18 protein-coding genes are annotated in these 19,095 nt (G+C 46.4%); 14 read left to right on the plus strand and 4 right to left on the minus strand.

The genetic code is table 11. From position 1 onward, the window contains the following. The first annotated feature begins 6 nt into the window (after positions 1 to 6). The 5 genes from BLQ13_RS14840 to BLQ13_RS14860 all read left to right on the plus strand — a co-directional run bounded on the left by BLQ13_RS14840 (position 7) and on the right by BLQ13_RS14860 (position 5,700). Entirely contained in the window at positions 7 to 1,383 is a 1,377-nt protein-coding gene (locus BLQ13_RS14840) for an ABC transporter substrate-binding protein (RefSeq protein ID WP_090921180.1), read from the plus strand. A gap of 124 nt (positions 1,384 to 1,507) precedes the next feature. Further along, positions 1,508 to 2,278, plus strand: a complete 771-nt coding sequence (locus BLQ13_RS14845) for an HAD family hydrolase (protein WP_090921182.1) — start codon at positions 1,508 to 1,510, stop codon at positions 2,276 to 2,278. Continuing rightward, positions 2,275 to 2,613 carry a DMT family transporter gene (locus BLQ13_RS14850; protein ID WP_090921184.1) on the plus strand — a complete coding sequence of 113 codons (339 nt, stop codon included), beginning with the start codon at positions 2,275 to 2,277 and terminating at the stop codon, positions 2,611 to 2,613. The genes BLQ13_RS14845 and BLQ13_RS14850 overlap by 4 nt, the downstream gene beginning before the upstream one ends. Next, a complete protein-coding gene (locus BLQ13_RS14855) occupies positions 2,613 to 3,698 on the plus strand; it encodes a metallophosphoesterase family protein (protein WP_090921186.1) in 1,086 nt (361 codons plus the stop codon). The genes BLQ13_RS14850 and BLQ13_RS14855 overlap by 1 nt, the downstream gene beginning before the upstream one ends. A gap of 541 nt (positions 3,699 to 4,239) precedes the next feature. Further along, positions 4,240 to 5,700, plus strand: a complete 1,461-nt coding sequence (locus BLQ13_RS14860) for a carboxylesterase/lipase family protein (protein ID WP_090921188.1) — start codon at positions 4,240 to 4,242, stop codon at positions 5,698 to 5,700. A gap of 182 nt (positions 5,701 to 5,882) precedes the next feature. Here BLQ13_RS14860 and BLQ13_RS14865 read toward each other — a convergent pair whose 3' ends face one another. After that, positions 5,883 to 7,034 carry a VanZ family protein gene (locus tag BLQ13_RS14865; protein WP_090921190.1) on the minus strand — a complete coding sequence of 384 codons (1,152 nt, stop codon included), beginning with the start codon at positions 7,032 to 7,034 and terminating at the stop codon, positions 5,883 to 5,885. Between the two features lie 272 nt (positions 7,035 to 7,306). Here BLQ13_RS14865 and BLQ13_RS14870 point away from each other — a divergent pair, with 272 nt between their 5' ends. From BLQ13_RS14870 to BLQ13_RS14890, 5 genes are all read left to right on the plus strand, one after another. Then, a complete protein-coding gene (locus BLQ13_RS14870; protein ID WP_090921192.1) occupies positions 7,307 to 7,648 on the plus strand; it encodes a zinc ribbon domain-containing protein YjdM in 342 nt (113 codons plus the stop codon). Positions 7,649 to 7,845: 197 nt separating this feature from the next. Further along, a complete protein-coding gene (locus BLQ13_RS14875) occupies positions 7,846 to 8,403 on the plus strand; it encodes an RNA polymerase sigma factor (protein WP_090921194.1) in 558 nt (185 codons plus the stop codon). Beyond that, a complete protein-coding gene (locus BLQ13_RS14880; protein ID WP_090921195.1) occupies positions 8,360 to 10,021 on the plus strand; it encodes a DUF4179 domain-containing protein in 1,662 nt (553 codons plus the stop codon). The genes BLQ13_RS14875 and BLQ13_RS14880 overlap by 44 nt, the downstream gene beginning before the upstream one ends. Positions 10,022 to 10,518: 497 nt before the next feature. Then, positions 10,519 to 11,337 carry a class I SAM-dependent methyltransferase gene (locus BLQ13_RS14885; RefSeq protein ID WP_090921197.1) on the plus strand — a complete coding sequence of 273 codons (819 nt, stop codon included), beginning with the start codon at positions 10,519 to 10,521 and terminating at the stop codon, positions 11,335 to 11,337. A 141-nt stretch (positions 11,338 to 11,478) separates the two neighbouring features. Then, the gene (locus BLQ13_RS14890) at positions 11,479 to 12,540 is read left to right on the plus strand and encodes an LLM class flavin-dependent oxidoreductase (RefSeq protein ID WP_090921199.1); all 1,062 of its coding nucleotides are present in this window, start codon (positions 11,479 to 11,481) and stop codon (positions 12,538 to 12,540) included. A gap of 161 nt (positions 12,541 to 12,701) precedes the next feature. Here BLQ13_RS14890 and BLQ13_RS14895 read toward each other — a convergent pair whose 3' ends face one another. Next, positions 12,702 to 13,361, minus strand: coding sequence for a TetR/AcrR family transcriptional regulator (locus BLQ13_RS14895; RefSeq protein ID WP_090921201.1), 660 nt, complete (start codon positions 13,359 to 13,361; stop codon positions 12,702 to 12,704). A 252-nt stretch (positions 13,362 to 13,613) separates the two neighbouring features. Between BLQ13_RS14895 and BLQ13_RS14900 the strand changes: the two genes are divergently transcribed. Then, complete coding sequence (locus BLQ13_RS14900; protein ID WP_090921203.1) at positions 13,614 to 14,396, plus strand: SDR family NAD(P)-dependent oxidoreductase; 783 nt, start codon at positions 13,614 to 13,616, stop codon at positions 14,394 to 14,396. A gap of 49 nt (positions 14,397 to 14,445) precedes the next feature. Here BLQ13_RS14900 and BLQ13_RS14905 read toward each other — a convergent pair whose 3' ends face one another. Together BLQ13_RS14905 and BLQ13_RS14910 are read right to left on the minus strand one after the other, a co-directional pair. Beyond that, positions 14,446 to 15,753 carry a VWA domain-containing protein gene (locus BLQ13_RS14905; RefSeq protein ID WP_090921205.1) on the minus strand — a complete coding sequence of 436 codons (1,308 nt, stop codon included), beginning with the start codon at positions 15,751 to 15,753 and terminating at the stop codon, positions 14,446 to 14,448. Positions 15,754 to 15,857: 104 nt separating this feature from the next. Beyond that, positions 15,858 to 16,322, minus strand: coding sequence for a DUF4385 domain-containing protein (locus tag BLQ13_RS14910; RefSeq protein ID WP_090921207.1), 465 nt, complete (start codon positions 16,320 to 16,322; stop codon positions 15,858 to 15,860). A gap of 155 nt (positions 16,323 to 16,477) precedes the next feature. Between BLQ13_RS14910 and BLQ13_RS14915 the strand changes: the two genes are divergently transcribed. The 3 genes from BLQ13_RS14915 to BLQ13_RS14920 all read left to right on the plus strand — a co-directional run bounded on the left by BLQ13_RS14915 (position 16,478) and on the right by BLQ13_RS14920 (position 18,952). Further along, the gene (locus BLQ13_RS14915) at positions 16,478 to 16,945 is read left to right on the plus strand and encodes a DUF1877 family protein (protein WP_090921209.1); all 468 of its coding nucleotides are present in this window, start codon (positions 16,478 to 16,480) and stop codon (positions 16,943 to 16,945) included. Between the two features lie 140 nt (positions 16,946 to 17,085). Next, positions 17,086 to 17,214 (plus strand): hypothetical protein, encoded by a 129-nt coding sequence (locus BLQ13_RS29025; RefSeq protein ID WP_261769298.1) that lies wholly within the window; start codon positions 17,086 to 17,088, stop codon positions 17,212 to 17,214. Positions 17,215 to 17,401: 187 nt separating this feature from the next. Continuing rightward, on the plus strand, positions 17,402 to 18,952 hold the full coding sequence (locus tag BLQ13_RS14920) for a copper amine oxidase N-terminal domain-containing protein (protein WP_090921211.1): 1,551 nt from the start codon (positions 17,402 to 17,404) through the stop codon (positions 18,950 to 18,952). Positions 18,953 to 19,095 lie beyond the last annotated feature (143 nt).

Here is a 19,095-nt window from a genome sequence, read left to right on the forward strand (position 1 = left end):
ACAACAATGAATTGGAGCAAGTCAGGCATGACTTTGAAAAAGAAACTGAAGCTGAGCTGGAAAGGTGGCATGTCGCTGGTACTCGCCGCAAGCTTCGCTTTAATAACCGCTTGTGGAACACAAGCCCCGGCAGAATCGAATGCGACAGCGGCTGCTAGCGGAGGCACGGACACACAGGCCAAAGCGCCGGTGGAGATTGAGTTCTGGTATGGTCTGGGCGGTAACCTGGGCGACAATATGAAGAAGAAAATTGATGCTTTCAACGCTTCGCAGAATGAAGTGGTTGTAAAAGGGATTGTACAAGCCGATTACACGGAGACGGAGCAGAAACTTCAAGCGGCCATTGCGTCCAAGAAAGTACCTGCTGCCGTTCTGAGTGCCAATATTGACTGGGCCCGCAAAGGTTATTATGCACCTATGGATGAGATGATCGCGGCTGACCCGAACTTCAAAAAAGACGATTTCATTCAAACGTTCCTGGAACAAGGGAATGTAGATGGCAAGCAGTTCTTTTTACCAATGTATGGCACGACTCAAATTATGTACTACCGTATGGATACGTTCAAAGAGAACGGAATTGACCCGGCAAGCCTGACGACATGGGAGAAATTTGCCGAGGCTGCCGCGAAGATGTCCAAGAAAGAAAATGGCAAAACCACTTTCTACGGCTGGGAGCCGATGTGGGGTAGAGACAACATGATCGATGCTGTTATGGGCAAAGGCGGCAAAATTCTGAGTGATGACGGTAAAACGGTGATGATCGACTCCCCTGAATGGATCGAGACATGGGAACTGTTCCGTAAATGGATCAACGAAGACAAAATTATGGGCATTCAATATGGCGGTCAAGGCTGGGAGTATTGGTACAAGACCATTGACGATGTGATGAAAAATAAAGCGGCTGGATACACCGGTTCAAGTGGTGACCAAGGCGATCTGGATTTTAAAATCGTTGCGGCCATGCAACAGCCAGGCTGGGAAGGCATTGGCGAAGGTAAACCTGTAGCGAGTGCAATTCTTGCAGGTATTCCGGCAGCAGCTAGTCCAGAGCAACAACAGGCAGCGTATAAATGGCTGACGTATTTCTCCAAAACCGAGAACACCGCTTCATGGTCGATGAACACAGGTTACATTGCGGTACGCCAATCTGCACAGCAAGATCCAGACTTCAAGAAGTTTAGCGAAGAGCATCCACAGATTACGGTACCATTGCAACAGGCAGCACATGCTTCAGCTCCATTCCGTGATCCAACAGGCGGCAAAATTAATGATGCCTTGAAAGAAGCAGCGGATAAAGTACAGATCAACAATGTTCCTGCAGAGCAGGCGCTGAAGGAAGCCAAAGAAAAAGCACAGAAAGAACTGGATCGCATTGCAAAATAATTCATTGTAATACATGAAGTTTGCATCCTCTCTCATGTATAAGCTTTAGTGCCTAAGCAAAAAGGGCGGTACACCATGTACCGCCCTTTCCATTCATTACGATCACAGACAAGGAGTTTAGTCCATGCAAGAGAATAAAGTAGTCGATAGAACACAGGTGCAGGTTGAAGCCATTCTGTTTGATAAGGATGGGACGTTGCTTGATTTTACAGGCATGTGGGGGTTCTGGACAGATTGTGTGTTGAATGATTTCAGAGAACAACTGTTTATTCGTGGTCTAGAGATGGATGAAGCCGATCTTCCAAAGATCTGGGGCACATTTCACGATGAACAGGGACGGATGAACGGTTATGATGTCCGGGGCCCGCTCGCCATGGGTACGATGGATGAAGTATATGCCGTGCTGACGTGGCATGGATATCGTGCAGGACTCAGCTGGGCAGAAGCCAAAATGATCGTAAGAGCATGCCTCGCACAGGCCGAGGAAGCGATGGAGGTACATCGTCCGGCGCATCCGCTGCCCGGTGTAAGAGAGTTTTTGGAGCAGTCACGGAATCAGGGGTTGAAAATGGGCGTAGTGACAGCCGATGAAACGGCAAGTGCAGTCAAACATCTGCAATGGATGGGGCTGGACGCATACTTCGATGTCATCATTGGAACGGATCTGGTAGACCGCGGAAAACCGTTTCCCGATATGTTGCTGCTTGCCTGTGAGCGACTCAGTGTACAGGCGCAGCAAGTCATGGTGATTGGCGACACGGACGGAGATATGGAGATGGCGAGAGCTGCAGGAGCAGGCTACAAGATTGGCATTGGTGAGTCTGGGAAAATACAACTGGCGGATCGCACAATCCAGACGTTCCATGAATTGCTCTCCGGTGGGTTAGGCCGATGACGAGTAGTCAGACTTATCTGGGCTGGGTGTTGCTGGCACTTGCTATTGGTCTGGAACTGAGTGCCACGATATTACTTAAAGTGTCGGATGGTTTCTCCAGATTGTGGCCTTCCGTGATGATGTTTGTTTGCTACGCCGCAAGCTTCACCTTTCTGAATTATGCCGTCAAGTATATGCCGCTGGCTGTGGCCTATGCGATCTGGTCAGGCGTGGGGATCACGATGATTGGCGTGGTGGGGCATTATTTCTTTGGTGAACGACTGAGACTGACGTCGATGGTATGGATCGGTTTTATTTTGATAGGCATTATTGGACTGAAATGGAGTGATTCGTAATGAGTACTACTGAGCAGCCACTGGCTACCTTCCAGGTGATCACGGACACACATGTACGGGACGAGGCAGATCATATTCATAACCGGCATCTGGAGCAGGCGCTCGCGGATATAGCCTCTTTCAGCCATGGAAGCAGTGGCATTATGCATGTGGGTGATGTAACCGACCGCGGGTTGCCGAGCGAGTATCGGGAATGGCAGCGAATCTGGGAGCAATATGCGGAGAAGTTGCCGAAGATACGTTTCACGGTGGGTAATCATGATATTGGTGCAGTCATCTGGCAGAAGCCGCCCCTGGTTCTGCTTGAGATGAATGAAGGCCAGGTAGCGGAGATCCTGGAGCAAGATGCGGAGTTAGAGCATCCAGTGAAACAGACTGCGGAGGAGTCAGCGGCGCTGATTCAGCAACTGGCTGGCAACCAATTCGTGCTACCAGGGCAGACCGCACATGAAGGGGAAATTCACGCAGACATATGCGCTAGAGCCGAAACCATTACCGTTGCGGGATTATGGCATCGGCGTTTAATTGATTTTGAAGTGGCGACAGGAATGAAGGGAACGTACCACGATCATTGGATCGATGGATATCATTATATCTTCCTTGGTACGGAGCAGCCGCATCCGAAGGACTGTGAGATGTCGTCTAAACAACTGGAATGGCTGGATGCGAAGCTGGCTGAACAGGCCGCACTGGATCGTCCGATCTTCCTCTTTATCCACCAACCCCTGATGGACACCGTTGCGGGATCGCTTCAGGCCCAAGGCTGGTATGGCGTGAATCAGGATGCAGAACTGAAGGCCGTGCTGGCCAAGTACCCACAAGCGATTCTGTTCTCCGGGCATACGCATTGGCAACTGCAAGCACCGCATACGATGTATGATGGTGCAGGCCAGCTGCCAACCATGTTCAACGCTTCTTCTGTCGCCTATCTATGGACGGATGAGGATGAACATTTGGAGGGTAGCGAAGGGTTGCATGTAGAGATTTACAAGGATCGAGTCGTTGTGAAAGGGCGGGACTTCACTGCCGGGAAATGGGTTGAAGGCGCTGACTATACAGTGCGATATCCAGTAGTTGATCGTTAATCATCATTTTTTTGTGAAAAGAGGAAGATTGATATAATCGTAATTGAAGCAGAGTTGTGTATATACATGACTCTGTTTTTGTCTCAATTTTCACTGCAAATTCATCAATATTAAATATTGTATTTTTTGGGATATACAAGGTACTATTAACATATCCTTTGAGGAATGAAATAACTGTTTTGGTAAGGGGATGGCTTACCTTGAGGCATACGAACTGGAATTTATATGGAAAATGGATGTTACCTGTGATTATATCTGTGTTAGGCATTATTATTTTTAATACTTTTAATTTTCTACTCAAAAGCATAGTTGCTCTTGCTGAAAAATTTTATAGTACGGGATATACATTCGGAGAATTTTTAGATCAAATTTTTTAATCCAACTCTAAAGAGGACATGACTCAATGTATTCATCTGGGCAAAGTTGTAAATAGGTATGTCGAAGATTTATACTCAAATATATACACATGTTTAGCCTAATTAAGCTCTAATCATGGTTACCAATGAATGTATTTAATTCACGGAGAGGATGTAGAAGCAGAATGCGAGAACTTCAGGTTCAAACGAAATATGGTACGGTTCAAGGCGAGCTTTTACACGGTGCAAGTGTATGGAAGGGGATTCCGTATGCGAAGCCGCCAGTAGGAGAGCTGCGTTTCCGAGCTCCGGTACAGCCCGAGTCATGGGAAGGAATCAGACAGGCGACCGAATTCGGGCCTGAGAATATACAACCGCGTCATGATTCAGAGTGGATGGGCGGGCAGAAGCCGCCAGAGTCGGAAGACAGTCTGTATCTGAACATCTGGGCACCCGAAAAAGAAAGCAGTCAGCCTCTTCCCGTTATGGTCTGGATTCACGGGGGATCGTTCGTAACCGGATCAGGCAGTCTGCCTGTATATGATGGCACACAGCTGGCTGTTCGCGGCGACGTCATCGTGGTGACGATTAACTATCGTCTTGGGCCGCTAGGATTCCTGCATATGGCTCCGCTGGGTGATTCCTACGTATCCAATGCAGGCCTGCTGGATCAGGTAGCTGCGCTGCAATGGGTGAAAGATAACATTACTGCCTTCGGCGGTGATCCGGGTCAGGTTACGGTGTTCGGCGAATCAGCAGGTAGTATGAGTATTGCCGCATTAATGGCGATGCCAGCAGCCAAAGGGCTGTTCCAACGTGCCATCATGGAGAGTGGTGCTTCGCAGCTCATGCCGTCTGAGCAAGCTTCGGCTTTGCGTGAGGGCATGTTAAAGGTGCTTGGTATAGATCGAGATAGCCTGGCCAAGCTGAACAGCATTCCGGTAGAGCAGATTATGGCGGCGGCAGAAACGGTGAAACAACAGAGCGGAGCAGGCATGGCCTTGTTGTTCCAACCCGTGCTCGATGGTGAGACTTTGCCTCAGATACCACTCCAGGCTGTAAGTGAGGGATTCGCGCAGGATATTCCGGTACTGATCGGAACAACGCTGCATGAGGGATCATTATTTATTCAGCCGGATGTACCATTCTCGAACGAAATTGATATGGTGCAGGGTGTCGACTTCATGACGCCGGATCTGGAGAATCGCGCTGCTATCGCGGATAGTTATCCGAAGACAGCGGATGGACAAGCTCAAGTCATGACCGATATGTTCTTCTGGCGATCAGCACTACAGTATGCATCTGCACAGCAGAAGCATGCCCCGGTGTGGATGTACCGTTTTGACTGGGTAATGCCAGAGCATCCACTTCTGAAAAGAGCGATTCACAGCATTGAGATGTTCTTTGTATTTAACACGCTGGATGCGCTCAAATTCATGAAGGCTGTGCCGGATGAAGCGGCTAAAGCACTGTCTCTCAAGGTACAGGATGCCTGGATTTCCTTCGCGAGAAACGGTAAGCCGGAGACAGCGGGAATCGAATGGCCTGAATATCGTGAGGATCGGGCGACACTCATTTTCAACCATGAGATCGAGGTTGTGCATGACCCGGAGGCTTCCAAACGCGAACTGCTGGGGGTTAAGTAAGGCATCCTTCATTTCACAAGTCTGATGTTATGCAGTGAGTTCAACAACTTTACAGATTTCAGTATCCATTTCGATATCAGATTCGGTATCCGAAAATTCAAAGGCGGCCTCATGGATTCACCATGAGATGCCGCCTTTTTGGCTATGTGATCGTCCCTGTAAGAGAGAGTACACTTGATTTATTATTTACGCGAGGCTCGCGTACGGGAGACTTCGTCGAAGTAGAAGGAACGTTTTCCACCCGAGAATATCACGACCAACACATGGATAAACAGGATGATATACACGAGAAAGTACACTATGCTGATACCGAGCGAAATCCAGACGAGATAAGGCTGAATGACATCATCTCGATAGTTAGGGTATGCATATTTACTTACCAGTTGAATAACCGTTAACAGAAGCCACGGAGCATAGATAGCAATCAATCGTTTCAATAGTGTTGAAAGCGTCGAAGTACCCGTTTGACGATCGACATATCGGAACCGGAGAACGGCAGAGCCTGGTGTAACTCCGCTTTGAACCCATGGGATAAAGAACAGAACAATAACCATCGCCGTGGACGTGTTTATTACATCCTGGATATCATTGGTTAAGGTGAAGATTGACATGAGATTGGCGATAATCACCACCACAATACCATCGATCAGCAGTGCGAGCAGCTGTGGCACAGGATAGACGCGGTTTTGCTCCACGATTTGCTCACTCTTGGCTTGAATACTCTCACGTGACGGGAACAAAGCCAACACCAGCGGGGCTGTGAAGAATCCAATAACTGCACCGGAGGTGTTCAACATCAGATCATCCACATCGAACAGTCGGTAAGGACAACTGAAATATCCGTATAACCCGGTGAGTTGGGTGACTTCGAAAAATAAGGAAAGCCCGAAACCAGCGACGAAGGCGTGTTTCCAGAACGCCCTCTTTTGCCAGAAATACCGGATATATACCCCCAGTGGAATGAGCAGTAATACATTGAACAGCACTTGCAGGAAAGCTCGGCCCTTAATCATGTTGATCCACGTAGAGGGTTGAGACCAGATGATCGGTGTTTCCCTCATAATGTCTTTCACAAACATAAAGGGTTGAAGGTTGTAATACACCGCATTCGCTGCGTGGCCAGCACAGTTATTTCGAGTCGCGGGAAGCGGCAGGATCACCAGGCAGTAAGCAGCCATGAGGAAGAAAATAAAAGAAAAGCTGACGACAAACCGAGACCAGCTGAAGAAGCCGTCTTTGCGATAACCATAGATTAACCACGGCACCAGCAAAAACATGGAAGCAATGACAAAGATGATAAACGCGGTCTGAATGGGGAAAACATAGGATGACATAAGCAGAAACTCCTTTGGCATGGAAATACAAGCAGAGGACAATGTCCGTAAGGTTTATAAAATGATTTCGTTACACTGTTTGGATACTTATATTTTAAGCGGATTTCCTTAAAGCAAGGGTAGAATCAAGTTTAAATTTGGTTTAAATTCGGTGTAGGTGGAACCTTCCATATAAGTTAAACCGTGTTGCAGTGATCCATCGTATGGAACAAACGGCCCAAATCCCGTATACTTGCATGTAAGCCAATTTTAGAATGGAGAGTTTTATACATATGTCTACTTTGCCTAATTGTCCGAAATGTAATTCGGAATATACGTACGAGGACGGAAATTTGCTCGTTTGCCCGGAATGTGCGCATGAATGGTCTTTGGAAGCAGATCAAGGGGACGCTGAGGAATCCAAAGTTGTGCGTGATGCCAATGGAAATGTACTGAATGATGGGGATACTGTTACGGTCATTAAAGACCTCAAGGTGAAAGGCAGCTCACTCGTCGTGAAACAAGGAACCAAGGTGAAGAATATTCGTCTGATCGATGGAGATCACGATATTGATTGCAAGATCGATAGCTTGGGCGCGATGAAGTTGAAGTCCGAATTTGTGAAAAAGATCTAGGCTGCTGTCGTTCAGGGACTGCACTGTACGTGAGTTCAAATATACTTGTCTTCATCCATGAAGAACGTTCATTTCTGCATTGCTGTGGAAGTGAACGTTCTTTTTTGGCTGTGAAGAGAGAAGAAGAATGAACCTTTGAATGAACGGCTTTGTCTATAGATTTGAAAAGGCTGATGCAGAGAAAGGAGGAGAATTGTTTGACTGAAAAAGAACTGTTCGAAATGTACAACAAAGATGTGTACCGGACGTGTTACTACATGCTCCATCATGCGCAGAATGCGGAAGATGTATGCCACGACGTTTTTGTTACCGTCTTCCGTCAGGATTGGAGGAAGGTAGAATACATGAAAACATGGCTGATGAAAATCACAGTGAATCACTGCCTTAATTTTATGAAAAGAGAGCATGCATCCAAGCAACGGGAAAAAAGGCTTTTTATGCTCACGCCGCAACGAACGGTTGATCCGGTTGACGAGGTGGCTCAGCATGCGGAGGATTCGGATCTCTGGGAACAATGGGTTGAGGAGTTGCCTGAGAAAATACGTTCAGCCATTCTACTACGCTATATGAACGAATTCAGTTTATCGGAAACGGCCGAAACGCTGGAAGTTCCGCTGGGTACGGTGAAGTCAAGAATATATAAGGGAATTCGTCTGCTGAGGAAAAAATGGGAGAAGGCCAGCAAACAATATCAGAAAGGGGAAGTGTACAGTGAAACAAACAGAAAAAAGATTGTCTCATCATCTGAAAAATGATGCGGATATCCATTATCCCGATTTTAATGCCATGTGGGATCAGATCCAAAAGGATCAAGAACGTTGCCCTGAGCTTCATGCTTCAGCGAGGAAAGAAAATGTACGTCGGAACCTGAGATGGAAAAAAACCACACTGATCGGAACAGCAGCCGTTGTTCTTATGGCGACACCTGTATATGCAGCAGTCCACTATGACTGGTTTGACCTGTTGGATCACCGGAGTGGTATCCAGAATGCGCTGCAAAATGGACTTGGACAGAAACTGAATCAATCGGTGACAGTCGGCGGGGTAACATTAACACTCGATACTGCCTTTACTGATGATAATCGTACCGTTATTTTGTATACCTTGAACCCCGGTAAGTACAAAGGGGATACGGTAAGATTCCCTTCGATCGGCCTTAGGGATGAGACGGGGAAGCAAATCGAAGGCAGGTATTATCATGATTTTGATCAGGCGAACGGAGTATACAAAGGTTATTTTGAAACGGAGTGGACACCGTCAGCAAAAGAGGCCAATGTTGATTTCACAGTAAATGGAGTCCAGGTGTTGGCTCCCGAGGAACAGGCAATTAACCTGGATCTTTCCCAGCGGCAGTCACAAGGGTTTGATATTCATAAAGACGGCTTGGGTAAACTTGCAGTGAGTGTGTTCAACGAGAAAGATAATCAAGTGATGCTGTCTACATCGTTAACGTTTGACCAGTCTGATGTCCGTGAGTATGCTTATCCTTTTTTGAAGATTTATGATCAGAAAGGACAGACATTAGATTCGGTTGCACCGAGTATAAGCGGTAAGCCAGGAGCGCATGGTGAATACATATCAGAACAGTTCTATAACCTGGATACGTTAAATCAACAAGCCTCATCTTATGTACTCGCGTATCATAAAGAAGAAGGTAGAATGGATCAGCCCCTGAATATCGGTATACGATTAGATAAAACGGAGATGCTTAGCGGCACGAGCAAAAGAGTGTTGAATCTCCCTCTGGGCCAGCAATCGGATGGAGTACTCGTGAAGGAGGCCATCATTACGCCGACACAAATCCGGGTGATTCTTGCTCAGGATCGAGCCATCTTGCAACTGCCCTATTTGAAATATGATCTGGATGTGAATGGTACCCGGTTGCAAGGTGCCGTATGGCCGTCAGATCATTCAAATCAAATGGAATTGCGCTTTGAAGTAAACCCAGGTCTGAAGATTAATCCGGATACCCCAATGACTCTGTATGCCCATCATCAAGTTCAATATATTGAGGGTGAGTTCGAGCCGGTTACTTTACCTTCAATTGGTGAGAAGCCACAAGTTGTGGATTCAAAACTTGGCGGTTATACAATCCATTGGACATATTACCTTAAGGACGGGGATTTGTACGTGGAGAGGTATAGTGATGATCCACATTTCGGGGGGATGAATCAGACCTTTATGCTCTTAAAGGGTGAACGAAGCTATGGTATGCCCACCAAGACCCAGTTTGCAGGCGACGGAGACAATCAGGGCATTGATCGGTATGAGAAGTATACATCGGATACGGCCGTTGTATATCCATGGATGTACAGTATAGAAGAACCGGAAGCTAAAATAGCTGTACCATTAGTGGAAGAGATTCAAAAATAAGAAGGGTTGATGTAATACGGTTTGTATTTTATAAATGAGTGAACTATTCTGGTTTATTGTGAATTTAGAGTTGACAGTAAATATTTAGGAGAACTATACTTGGTAAAATTAAAATAACAAACGCAATGATCAGGAGTATTAAGGTATATGGCGTGGTTCAGAGAACTGTCAATTCGGTGAGAGACAGTCCAGCCTGTCCCCAACTCACCTGTGAGCGGCAGGATCGAAGAACAGTTGTAGAAGTGTCTTCATTGGTTCAGCGAACGAAGGACTGAATGAAATGGTGGATATGATGAACTGAATTCACGTAGATCCTGACGGGTAACCTCCGTCATCAGGTCATGAGATGTTATGGAAGGATAGGTTGGTGTAATCCTGTCTATGAACAAAAAGAGTGGTACCGCGAAGGTCAGACCTGTCGCCTCTTAGCTGAGGTGGCAGGTCTTTTTGATGTTCTGTCAAGCTTAATTCCAGAGAAAAGGGCAGGTGCACAAGAGATGGATAGAGATCGAGAGCGCATTATTCAATATTATTCCGGTTTTGATGAGTGGGGCAGGCTGGAGCGTGAACCCATTGAATTCATCATTAACATGCATTATATTCGCGAACATCTTCCGCCAAGCGGTCTGATTCTGGATAACGGTGCTGGACCAGGGAAATATGCGATGGAACTCGCCAAACGGGGATACCAGATTACGTTATCGGATCTTACACCTTCATCCGTAGAACAAGCACGAGAAAAGGCCGAAGCGTTTGGGCTGACACAGCAGTTTGAGGGATTTCATGTATTGGATGCGACTCATCTGAACGGGATTGCCGTTGAAACCTATGATGCGGCGCTTATGCTGGGGCCGCTGTATCATCTGCAACAGGAAGAAGCGCGGGAGGCGGCAGTGCGTGAACTTTATCGGGTAACAAAGCCGGGAGGCGTTGTATTTGTGGCGGTACAGACCCGGATGCGGATGAGCATCAACTCACTGCAATCGCCGCATCATTGGAGGCCCAATGATAGCATGGATGCGATCCGGTATTTTGTAGAAAGAGGCACATTTGATCATCAGGATCAGGGCCGCTTTACGGGAGCATACTATTTTCATGTGCAGGATGTTGTGCCGTTCATGGAACAGCACGGCTTCGAGACTGTTCAGCTGATTGGTTCATCCAGCCTTAAAGCAATGATCACGGATGAACAGGAGCACTATTGGAAGGAACGGGGCGAGGAGCAAGAACTGCTTCAATACTTGATTGAGGTGGCCAAAGATCCTTCCATTCTGGGAATCTCGTCTCATCTGCTGTATGTCGGAAGGAAGTTGTAGAAGAAAAGTACCCTCTGGAAACAGAGGGTACTTGTATTTTAGCTCAAAATAGTCCAATATAAAGGTAAATAACAAAAGGTGATCTACTTACAATAGGTTAGATGAACGACGGATCGCTTCATACACAGGGAGGAACATATGATGGAAATCGGAATTAGTACATTCGTGGAAACAAACCCGGATGTTAATACAGGAGAAGTAATTAGCCACGCGCAGCGTATTCGTGATGTTGTGGAAGAAATCGTTTTGGCAGATCAAGTGGGTCTGGATGTGTACGGTGTAGGGGAGCATCATCGTTCGGACTATGCGGCTTCATCCCCGGCAGTCATTCTTGCGGCGGCAGCTTCGCAGACGAAAAACATTCGCTTGACCAGTGCGGTGACCGTGTTGTCGTCGGATGATCCAGTACGTGTATTTCAGGACTTTGCGACATTGGACGGTATTTCAAATGGACGTGCGGAAATTATGGCAGGGCGTGGTTCATTCATCGAGTCCTTCCCATTGTTCGGCTATGATCTGGGCGACTATGATGAATTGTTCGACGAGAAATTGGATCTGCTTCTGAAACTGACGGAGTCGGAAAAAGTAACCTGGTCAGGCAAACATCGCCCTTCCTTCAACAACCTGGGTATCTATCCGCGTCCAGTGCAGGAGAAGCTTCCGGTCTGGATTGGCAGCGGCGGTAATCAGGAATCGGTTGTCCGTGCAGGTCTGCTCGGATTGCCCCTGGTGCTTGCCATTATCGGTGGTCGTCCAAAACAATTCGCACCTCTGGTGGAGCTGTACAAAAAAGCAGCCGCACATGCCGGACACGATGCTTCCAAGTTAACCGTTGCTTCCCACTCTCATGGCTTTGTTGCCGATACAACCGATGATGCGGTAGAGAAGTTTTTCCGCCCTGCACAAGCGGTAATGAACCAGCTGGGACGCGAACGCGGATGGGGACATTATGGCAGAGAGACATTTGATGCGGCACGTAGCCTGGAAGGTGCGCTGTACGTAGGGGATGTGGACACCGTCGCTGAGAAAATCATCTATCTGCGCAAAGAGGTTGGCATCACCCGTTTCATGTTGCATACACCACTGGGTACACAGCCGCATGATGAGGTTATGCACGCGATCGAACTACTGGGCAAAGAAGTAGCGCCGAAAGTTCGTGAGGAAATTGCACGCTGGGAAGCGGAGAATCAGGAAGCACGCTAAGCCGGCTATAGATGATAAAAATAATCTAAATTGATCTATTCAGTACACCGAAAAAGAGTAGCAAAAGAAAAAGGAGCCTGTCCTAAGCGTATTACGTACGCGAGCGGACAGGCTCCTTTTACGTTTAATTTTAACCGTTTCTACATGCAACAATCTTGTATTTATCCATTCGCAGATTTGTTCCCAAGAGAGCCTATAACCATAGCTAACGTATGATCATAGAGGGTTTTGGCGGCTTCTTCGTTTTCAATATGTCCTCCCAGATACAGATGTATCACACCATGTAAGGGAGCCCAGATCATACGCACCGCAAGCAGGGGATCTTGCACCTGAATCATTCCTTGTTCAATCGCTGCCTCAACTAACCCAGACACCTGCTTCAGTGCAGTGGCTGTTCCCTGTAACGTCTCTCCGTCCGGTTTGAATTCGGAAAAAGAACCTCCAAACATCAGCTGATAGAAGCTGGATTGAGAAATGCCGAAGTCCCAGTAGACGTAGGCCAGATCACGGAAATATTGTTCGAACGATGCTTGCCGGGGAACAGCTTCAAAACGCTGGGCCATAACGGAGCATCCCTCTAAATAGAGATGTTTGGCTAACCCTTCTTTTTTGCCAAAAAGGTTATATATGATCTTGGTGGAGCATTCCATGCGTTCAGCTACGCGGCGTACCGTGACGGCTTCCGGTCCATGCTCTTGTAATAAAGCCGCAGCGGCATGCACAATATTTTGCCGAAGATTATCCGAGTGCTGCAGCCTGGCTTCCTGAAAGGTTGTTACCGTATGTGCAGATTCCGCGGAACCCAAATGTGTATCCTTCATTGATTTCATCCTCATAACCGTATTGTTGTTAAACAGAAACTGCGACGCTTCCTTTGCTTATGGTCATTCTACTGTTTTACGCCAGATCACGTCAATTGAATTGGACTCTTGAAAGTAAGCACTACATTCTGAAGTCGAGTTAAACAGATTGTATTTGACAGGATCGTGAATAGTGGTTACGATGGTTCTATATAGAAACATTGTTTCCAATAGAAAACGCGTATTCATATTCATGCAGAGGGTGGATGAGAAATGATAAAACAACAACAATGGGCACTTATTACAGGAGCTTCTTCAGGAATAGGTGAAGTTTTTGCACTCGAAATGGCTTCGAAGGGTAACCATGTTGTGCTGGTAGCAAGAACGGAGTCTAAGCTGGAACAATTGGCAGAACGAATCAAACGTACATATCAAGTAAGGGCAGAAGTGATCGTATCGGATCTCTCCGAATTAGACGCGCCACAGAAGGTACATGAGGAATGCCAGAAACGGGGATTACAGATTGATATCCTGATCAATAACGCTGGATTCGCTACTCATGGATACTTTGAACAATTGCCTGGTTCCCGGCAACAGGATGAGATTATGTTGAACGTATTAGCTTTGACAAACATGACGCATCTTTTCTTGCCAGGCATGTTAGAGAAGGAGAATGGCACGGTTATTAACGTGGCTTCGACGGCAGCTTTCCAACCTGATCCGTTTATGGCGGTGTACGGGGCGACAAAGGCATTTGTACTTTCTTTTACAGAGGCGTTATATGAAGAAAACTGGAAGCGTGGGGTTCAATTTTTGGCATTATGTCCGGGTTCAACCGAGACGCCGTTCTTTGATGTGGTAGGTGCTAATGAAGCTTCTGTAGGCAAACGGGATACACCTGAGCATGTCGTGGCCGTGGCCATGAGGGCGCTGGAGAAAGGCAAGCCATATGCAGTACCAGGAGCCCGAAATTACTGGACAGCACAGTTCTCCCGCCTCATGCCACGCAAGTCCATGCTGCGAATTGTAGGCAGCATGTTAAGACCACGATTCTAAGATTGCAAGTAAAACTATAAGCCTGAATTAAGCATACAAGATGAACATTTTAGGCCAGAATGCCTTTGGCCCGAGCTTCCTTGATCCAGCTTGGAAATTCATTGAGCAGACGATCGTACAATTCTTCATCGCTGATTTTCGAGATGTCGTCCAGTGCGAAGAAGTTAGCGTTATCAATGAAACGCCCTTCCATCTCATCGAAATTTTCCAAAATACCGTAATTAGCTCTACCCAAACCAACGAATTGCCAGAACAGATTTTTGGTTGAGCTTTCGGTAATCAGTTGCTTGATTTTTCCTTTTTGACTAACCCCGCCATCGCTAAAAAAGATAATATACGTTGGAATCTTTACATTGGGTTCCTCGATGGTGTACTTATGAATGACATCTTGCATTACAGGAGGTTCGTTATTAGTACCTCCTTTGCTACCCAGCTTATATGTACGTTCAATATAATTCTCGAAATCTTTGGCGGTAACGCTAGGGGCACGTAAGAAGTCTTTGGCGAAGAACCATACATCCAATTCTCCGTTATCATCAAATGCGGATGCAATGGCCAATATGCGCTCGAAGGCTTCCTGCACAATTCCTTTTCGATACAAATGGTACATAGAACCGGAGGCATCGAATACAACGGCAACACGTGCCTGAATAGGTTCAACCTTTTTCTTTTGGAGAGACAGGGTTACTTTATGCTTGAGCAGATCGATTTTGGTCAAGTTCAGTGGTGGAGGGCTCGGGATTGGATCAGCAACGGGTGCCGCGGTTTGGGAGGAGGCTGCTGCCACTTCAGCTTGTGCTGTGAGCAGAGCTTGTTCTGCTTCCGAGGCTTCGTTACTTTCAATCTCTACCCCGAAGGATTCTGCCAGGGGCTGTAATCCACCAAAGAAACCACGTCCGATGGCCCGAACTTTGAATCCGTCACGATACTTGTAAATTTCAATGAAAATAAGCGCTGTTTCTGCTGTGGCCTGCGTAATCTCATACGTAATCTGCTGGGAACCCGCTTGAACAACCGCTTGGCATGTACGAACATCGGCGAATGTATGTCCCGCATCAAGTGTAGCCGTGAACACACATTTTTCTACAGAGGCCTGCCGCAATTTATGCGTATCCAGTACAAAAGTAGACTGCCATTCCTCTATCTGTTGCAAACGAACGCTGTTATGCGGGTCAGCCTCCTGATTGTAAAATACAAAATAGTCGTCAGAGGGAACTTTTCCTGCTTCGTTTACCATGAAACAGCTAACATCCAAGGCAGAGGGGGCGGATGTGCACTTGATCGTCACCTGAAGCTGAGCGCATTCTTTGATGTTGGTATTCTGGCCTGTGTTTAATTGTATGAACGATTCTGTCATAGTCGGCTGCGCCTCTTTTCTCCAAAATAGTGGTGGAAAACAAACAGTAACAAGATAGATTCTGAACCATATGTTTCCACAAGTCAATGATTTCAGATATGCGCCTAGCCCTCCTCTGACTCGTACTTTTCCCGATGATTCTTCATCATTTTCACGTAGTCGGGATCTTTCTTCGCTACCTCCCATTGTGCTTTGAAAATGGCTGCTGCTTCCGCCTTCACGGGGTCATTCTGATAAGGCAGAATGGAGCCATCATCCTTGGAATACTTACGCCCGCCTTTATGATTGGTATAACGTCTCGCCCGAGTGTATCCCATCTGTAAAAACTTGCGAGCCATATCCATGCCAATGAAATCCCCCTTTTTCTTATATTGCAAAAATAGTTCATAGATCTTCTCCGATGACTCTGTCGCAATCTCAGGTGTTTTGAATCGCCAGTGCGGCAGAATCTCGCTTTTGTAGGGTTCCACCATGAGTACCCCTTGCTCGCCCCGGCCAACGGTATATAATTCAGGCTGCTTGCGCAGATCGAGTTCCTCGTAATTAAGACTGTAGTCAAATTTTTTCATCGGGATATCCTCCTTAGGAAATGGTTCATTTACGCTCCTCACATGAGCATCGTATGGTGACGTTATTGTGCCCTTTTTCCTTTTTACCCCGATTCTGATGTAACATGCACGGTTAATGGGGAATAATAGAAGGAAATGTCAGGAGGGATAACGCGATGGGCATGTCGGGTAGATATGTGGTAGTAACCGATGAGTTGTTGAATTCCATTCAATCGGGAGAGGTTAGTGTGCATGATTGTCAGGTTGATCTGGATATTGATAAAACGTGGCAGATGCTACAGTTTACGTTGAATGGTAACCTCGTAGATGGAGAACCTCCACTAAGTTATGTTGTGCCGCTCGCTAGTCAACAGTATTTGGGGAACTATTCGGATATGGATCTATTCTTGATTAATAACAAGCAGGTTCTTGAGGCTTATATGGCATTGGAGCAACTTACCCCTGAGGATGTGAGGACGCGTTTCAGCTTGGACAAGATGCTTGCTGAAGGGGTATATCCCGTAATGGAAGGTTGGGACGAAGAGGAGACTTTTCAGGAGATCGTGCAAACGATTGATCAGATACAGGCTTTGTTTCAAGTGACCGTAGAGAACGGCAACGGGATTATCTTTTACGTCTTCTGAAAGGGCTCTTTCTAAAGGGATGAATTCCGATCTGTGTGCAATCATGGTTTGGAACAATGTTTGATTCATATGCCATCCGGTTATTGATACACACAAGGCAGTGCCTTGATGATATTCCGCTGAAGAGAGGGAGAGCGATTATGACACAAAATCAGAACGAAGAGAACAAAGCGATTCAAGACGATGAACCGGATCAATTCGAGACCCCTGTAACACCGGCAGATGAAGTGGAAGAGGAAGGGTCTACGGAGGATCAGGAGCAGGAATAGTCTGAAAATAATACATGAAACAGCATGTTTCCACGCGCATGTTATGACATATGAGTGATAGAAGAACCAGAAGGCCGGACGTGTTCCGGCCTATTTGGCCTATTTTTATGCGTATCCGTTTACATTGCTTCCAAGTGCCCTCATAATAAGGAATGAACCATATTTTGCTAAGGGGGAGATCCCAATTATGAGCCGAAAGTTAAGACAATGGATGGCAGTACCGCTTGTCCTGTTACTGGTTATTCTTACAGGTTGTCAGGCCGTGGGCGGAGTAGATGTTGGCCAAGCCATGGTCAATAACACCAATGTAAAATCCGGTGAAACCAAACAATCCATGCATATTAACATAGAACCGGACAAACAATTCGCAACCGACGAAGACCTCGAAATGATTAAACGAATCAATTCCATTTCACTCAACATTGATCATGCCAAGATGAAGGATACGAACACGGCATCGATCAAAGGATCAGTGAGCATCGAAGGAACGAAATTGCCTTTCCATCTGTCTATGGACAAGTCGGGCATGACCATCGATGTCGATGGTGCACAGAAACCGGTTTACATATCTCTGGATACACTTGGGGGAGCAGAGACGATGCTGCTTCCTATAGATACAAAAGAGTTGGAGAAACAGATGCAAGAGCTTTCTCCAAAGGTATTAACTTTTGTCATGAAACATCTGTCCAATCCGAAAAACATATCCGTTACCCCTGTTCAGGAAGCCGTTAATGGTGAAACATTTTCTCTGAACAAGCTGCATATGGAGATTAACGGTGAAGAGCTGCTTGCGATGGTTAAGCCGTTCCTGACAAGTATTTCTAAGGATGAGCAAGGTCTCAAACAGTTGATTGGAGACTTGTATGATGTACTGTACCCTGTATTTGAAAGTTATATGGGCTTGGAAGGTATAGAAGGAGAAGGTATGGAAGACGATGAGATGACTTCTATCTTGCCAAAATCGAAGGAGGAAGCAGTTACATCCATCTATGCCATGATCAAAGAAGGCTTGGACAGCATTCTGGTGAACTATGATCAGGAACTGAACAACCTGCTAAAAGATACACCGGAGCTGAAAACAGTATTTGGCCCTGAAACCAAATTGAATATGGACTTTTTCCTGGATAGTAAACTCGATATTCGCAAACAAAAGATGTCTTTGAAGGTGGCTGTGCCTGCATCAGAAGACTTGCCAGTGCGTTCTGTAACGGTTAGCGCAGACAGTGAGCTATGGAATATCGGCGGCGTAGTCACTGTGGATGAAGTGGATGCTTCCCGTGGTGTGATGGAACTGACCGAAGGGGAAGTTACACCGGGTCAGGTGCTTCGAAATTTTGATCCAAACTCATTTGTCTACCAACTCCTGAAAAATGAGATGAAGATTACAACCAAAAGTATCTTCCTCTATCCGGAAGACGAAGAAGTTGGAGCAATAACGGTCAAAAATACAACCTTTGTGCCGCTTCGGTATCTGTCCGAGCAATTGGATGCAGAAGTGAAATGGACGAAAGGCTCGAAACAGATCGTTGTCATTGACGACATCACTGGAGACGAGATCGTACTGACGGTAGATTCTCCGAAAGCAACTGTTGCAGGGCAAGAAGTCACGATGGTAGAATCCGCCTTTGTTGGCAAAAACGGCAAGACTTATGTGCCGCTACGTTTCATGGCAGAATCACTTGGAGCCACGATTGAAAAAGAACAAGATACAGGCTGGATTTTCATTGATCGTCCATAATACAATGTGGATCGTTATAAACGATGCGTGAATTGAAAGGGGATTTCAGAGAATGCCAGATTTCTCGTAATGATGTAGAAAAGAACAAGGCGCAAAAATTCCGTTAGACCAACACGGGATACGTCTGTCCTTTTTTGACCCAT

The sequence above is a fragment of the Paenibacillus polysaccharolyticus genome (assembly GCF_900102085.1).
Classification (GTDB): Bacteria; Bacillota; Bacilli; order Paenibacillales; family Paenibacillaceae; genus Paenibacillus; species Paenibacillus polysaccharolyticus.

What these genes read in the sequence shown, in the direction of transcription:
- BLQ13_RS14840 (WP_090921180.1), top strand. Translation starts at nt 7, where the DNA reads ATGAATTGGAGCAAGTCAGGCATGACTTTGAAAAAGAAACTGAAGCTG.
- BLQ13_RS14845 (WP_090921182.1), top strand. Translation starts at nt 1,508, where the DNA reads ATGCAAGAGAATAAAGTAGTCGATAGAACACAGGTGCAGGTTGAAGCC.
- BLQ13_RS14850 (WP_090921184.1), top strand. Translation starts at nt 2,275, where the DNA reads ATGACGAGTAGTCAGACTTATCTGGGCTGGGTGTTGCTGGCACTTGCT.
- BLQ13_RS14855 (WP_090921186.1), top strand. Translation starts at nt 2,613, where the DNA reads ATGAGTACTACTGAGCAGCCACTGGCTACCTTCCAGGTGATCACGGAC.
- BLQ13_RS14860 (WP_090921188.1), top strand. Translation starts at nt 4,240, where the DNA reads ATGCGAGAACTTCAGGTTCAAACGAAATATGGTACGGTTCAAGGCGAG.
- BLQ13_RS14865 (WP_090921190.1), bottom strand. Translation starts at nt 7,034, where the DNA reads ATGTCATCCTATGTTTTCCCCATTCAGACCGCGTTTATCATCTTTGTC.
- BLQ13_RS14870 (WP_090921192.1), top strand. Translation starts at nt 7,307, where the DNA reads ATGTCTACTTTGCCTAATTGTCCGAAATGTAATTCGGAATATACGTAC.
- BLQ13_RS14885 (WP_090921197.1), top strand. Translation starts at nt 10,519, where the DNA reads ATGGATAGAGATCGAGAGCGCATTATTCAATATTATTCCGGTTTTGAT.
- BLQ13_RS14890 (WP_090921199.1), top strand. Translation starts at nt 11,479, where the DNA reads ATGGAAATCGGAATTAGTACATTCGTGGAAACAAACCCGGATGTTAAT.
- BLQ13_RS14895 (WP_090921201.1), bottom strand. Translation starts at nt 13,361, where the DNA reads ATGAAGGATACACATTTGGGTTCCGCGGAATCTGCACATACGGTAACA.
- BLQ13_RS14900 (WP_090921203.1), top strand. Translation starts at nt 13,614, where the DNA reads ATGATAAAACAACAACAATGGGCACTTATTACAGGAGCTTCTTCAGGA.
- BLQ13_RS14905 (WP_090921205.1), bottom strand. Translation starts at nt 15,753, where the DNA reads ATGACAGAATCGTTCATACAATTAAACACAGGCCAGAATACCAACATC.
- BLQ13_RS14910 (WP_090921207.1), bottom strand. Translation starts at nt 16,322, where the DNA reads ATGAAAAAATTTGACTACAGTCTTAATTACGAGGAACTCGATCTGCGC.
- BLQ13_RS14915 (WP_090921209.1), top strand. Translation starts at nt 16,478, where the DNA reads ATGGGCATGTCGGGTAGATATGTGGTAGTAACCGATGAGTTGTTGAAT.
- BLQ13_RS29025 (WP_261769298.1), top strand. Translation starts at nt 17,086, where the DNA reads ATGACACAAAATCAGAACGAAGAGAACAAAGCGATTCAAGACGATGAA.
- BLQ13_RS14920 (WP_090921211.1), top strand. Translation starts at nt 17,402, where the DNA reads ATGAGCCGAAAGTTAAGACAATGGATGGCAGTACCGCTTGTCCTGTTA.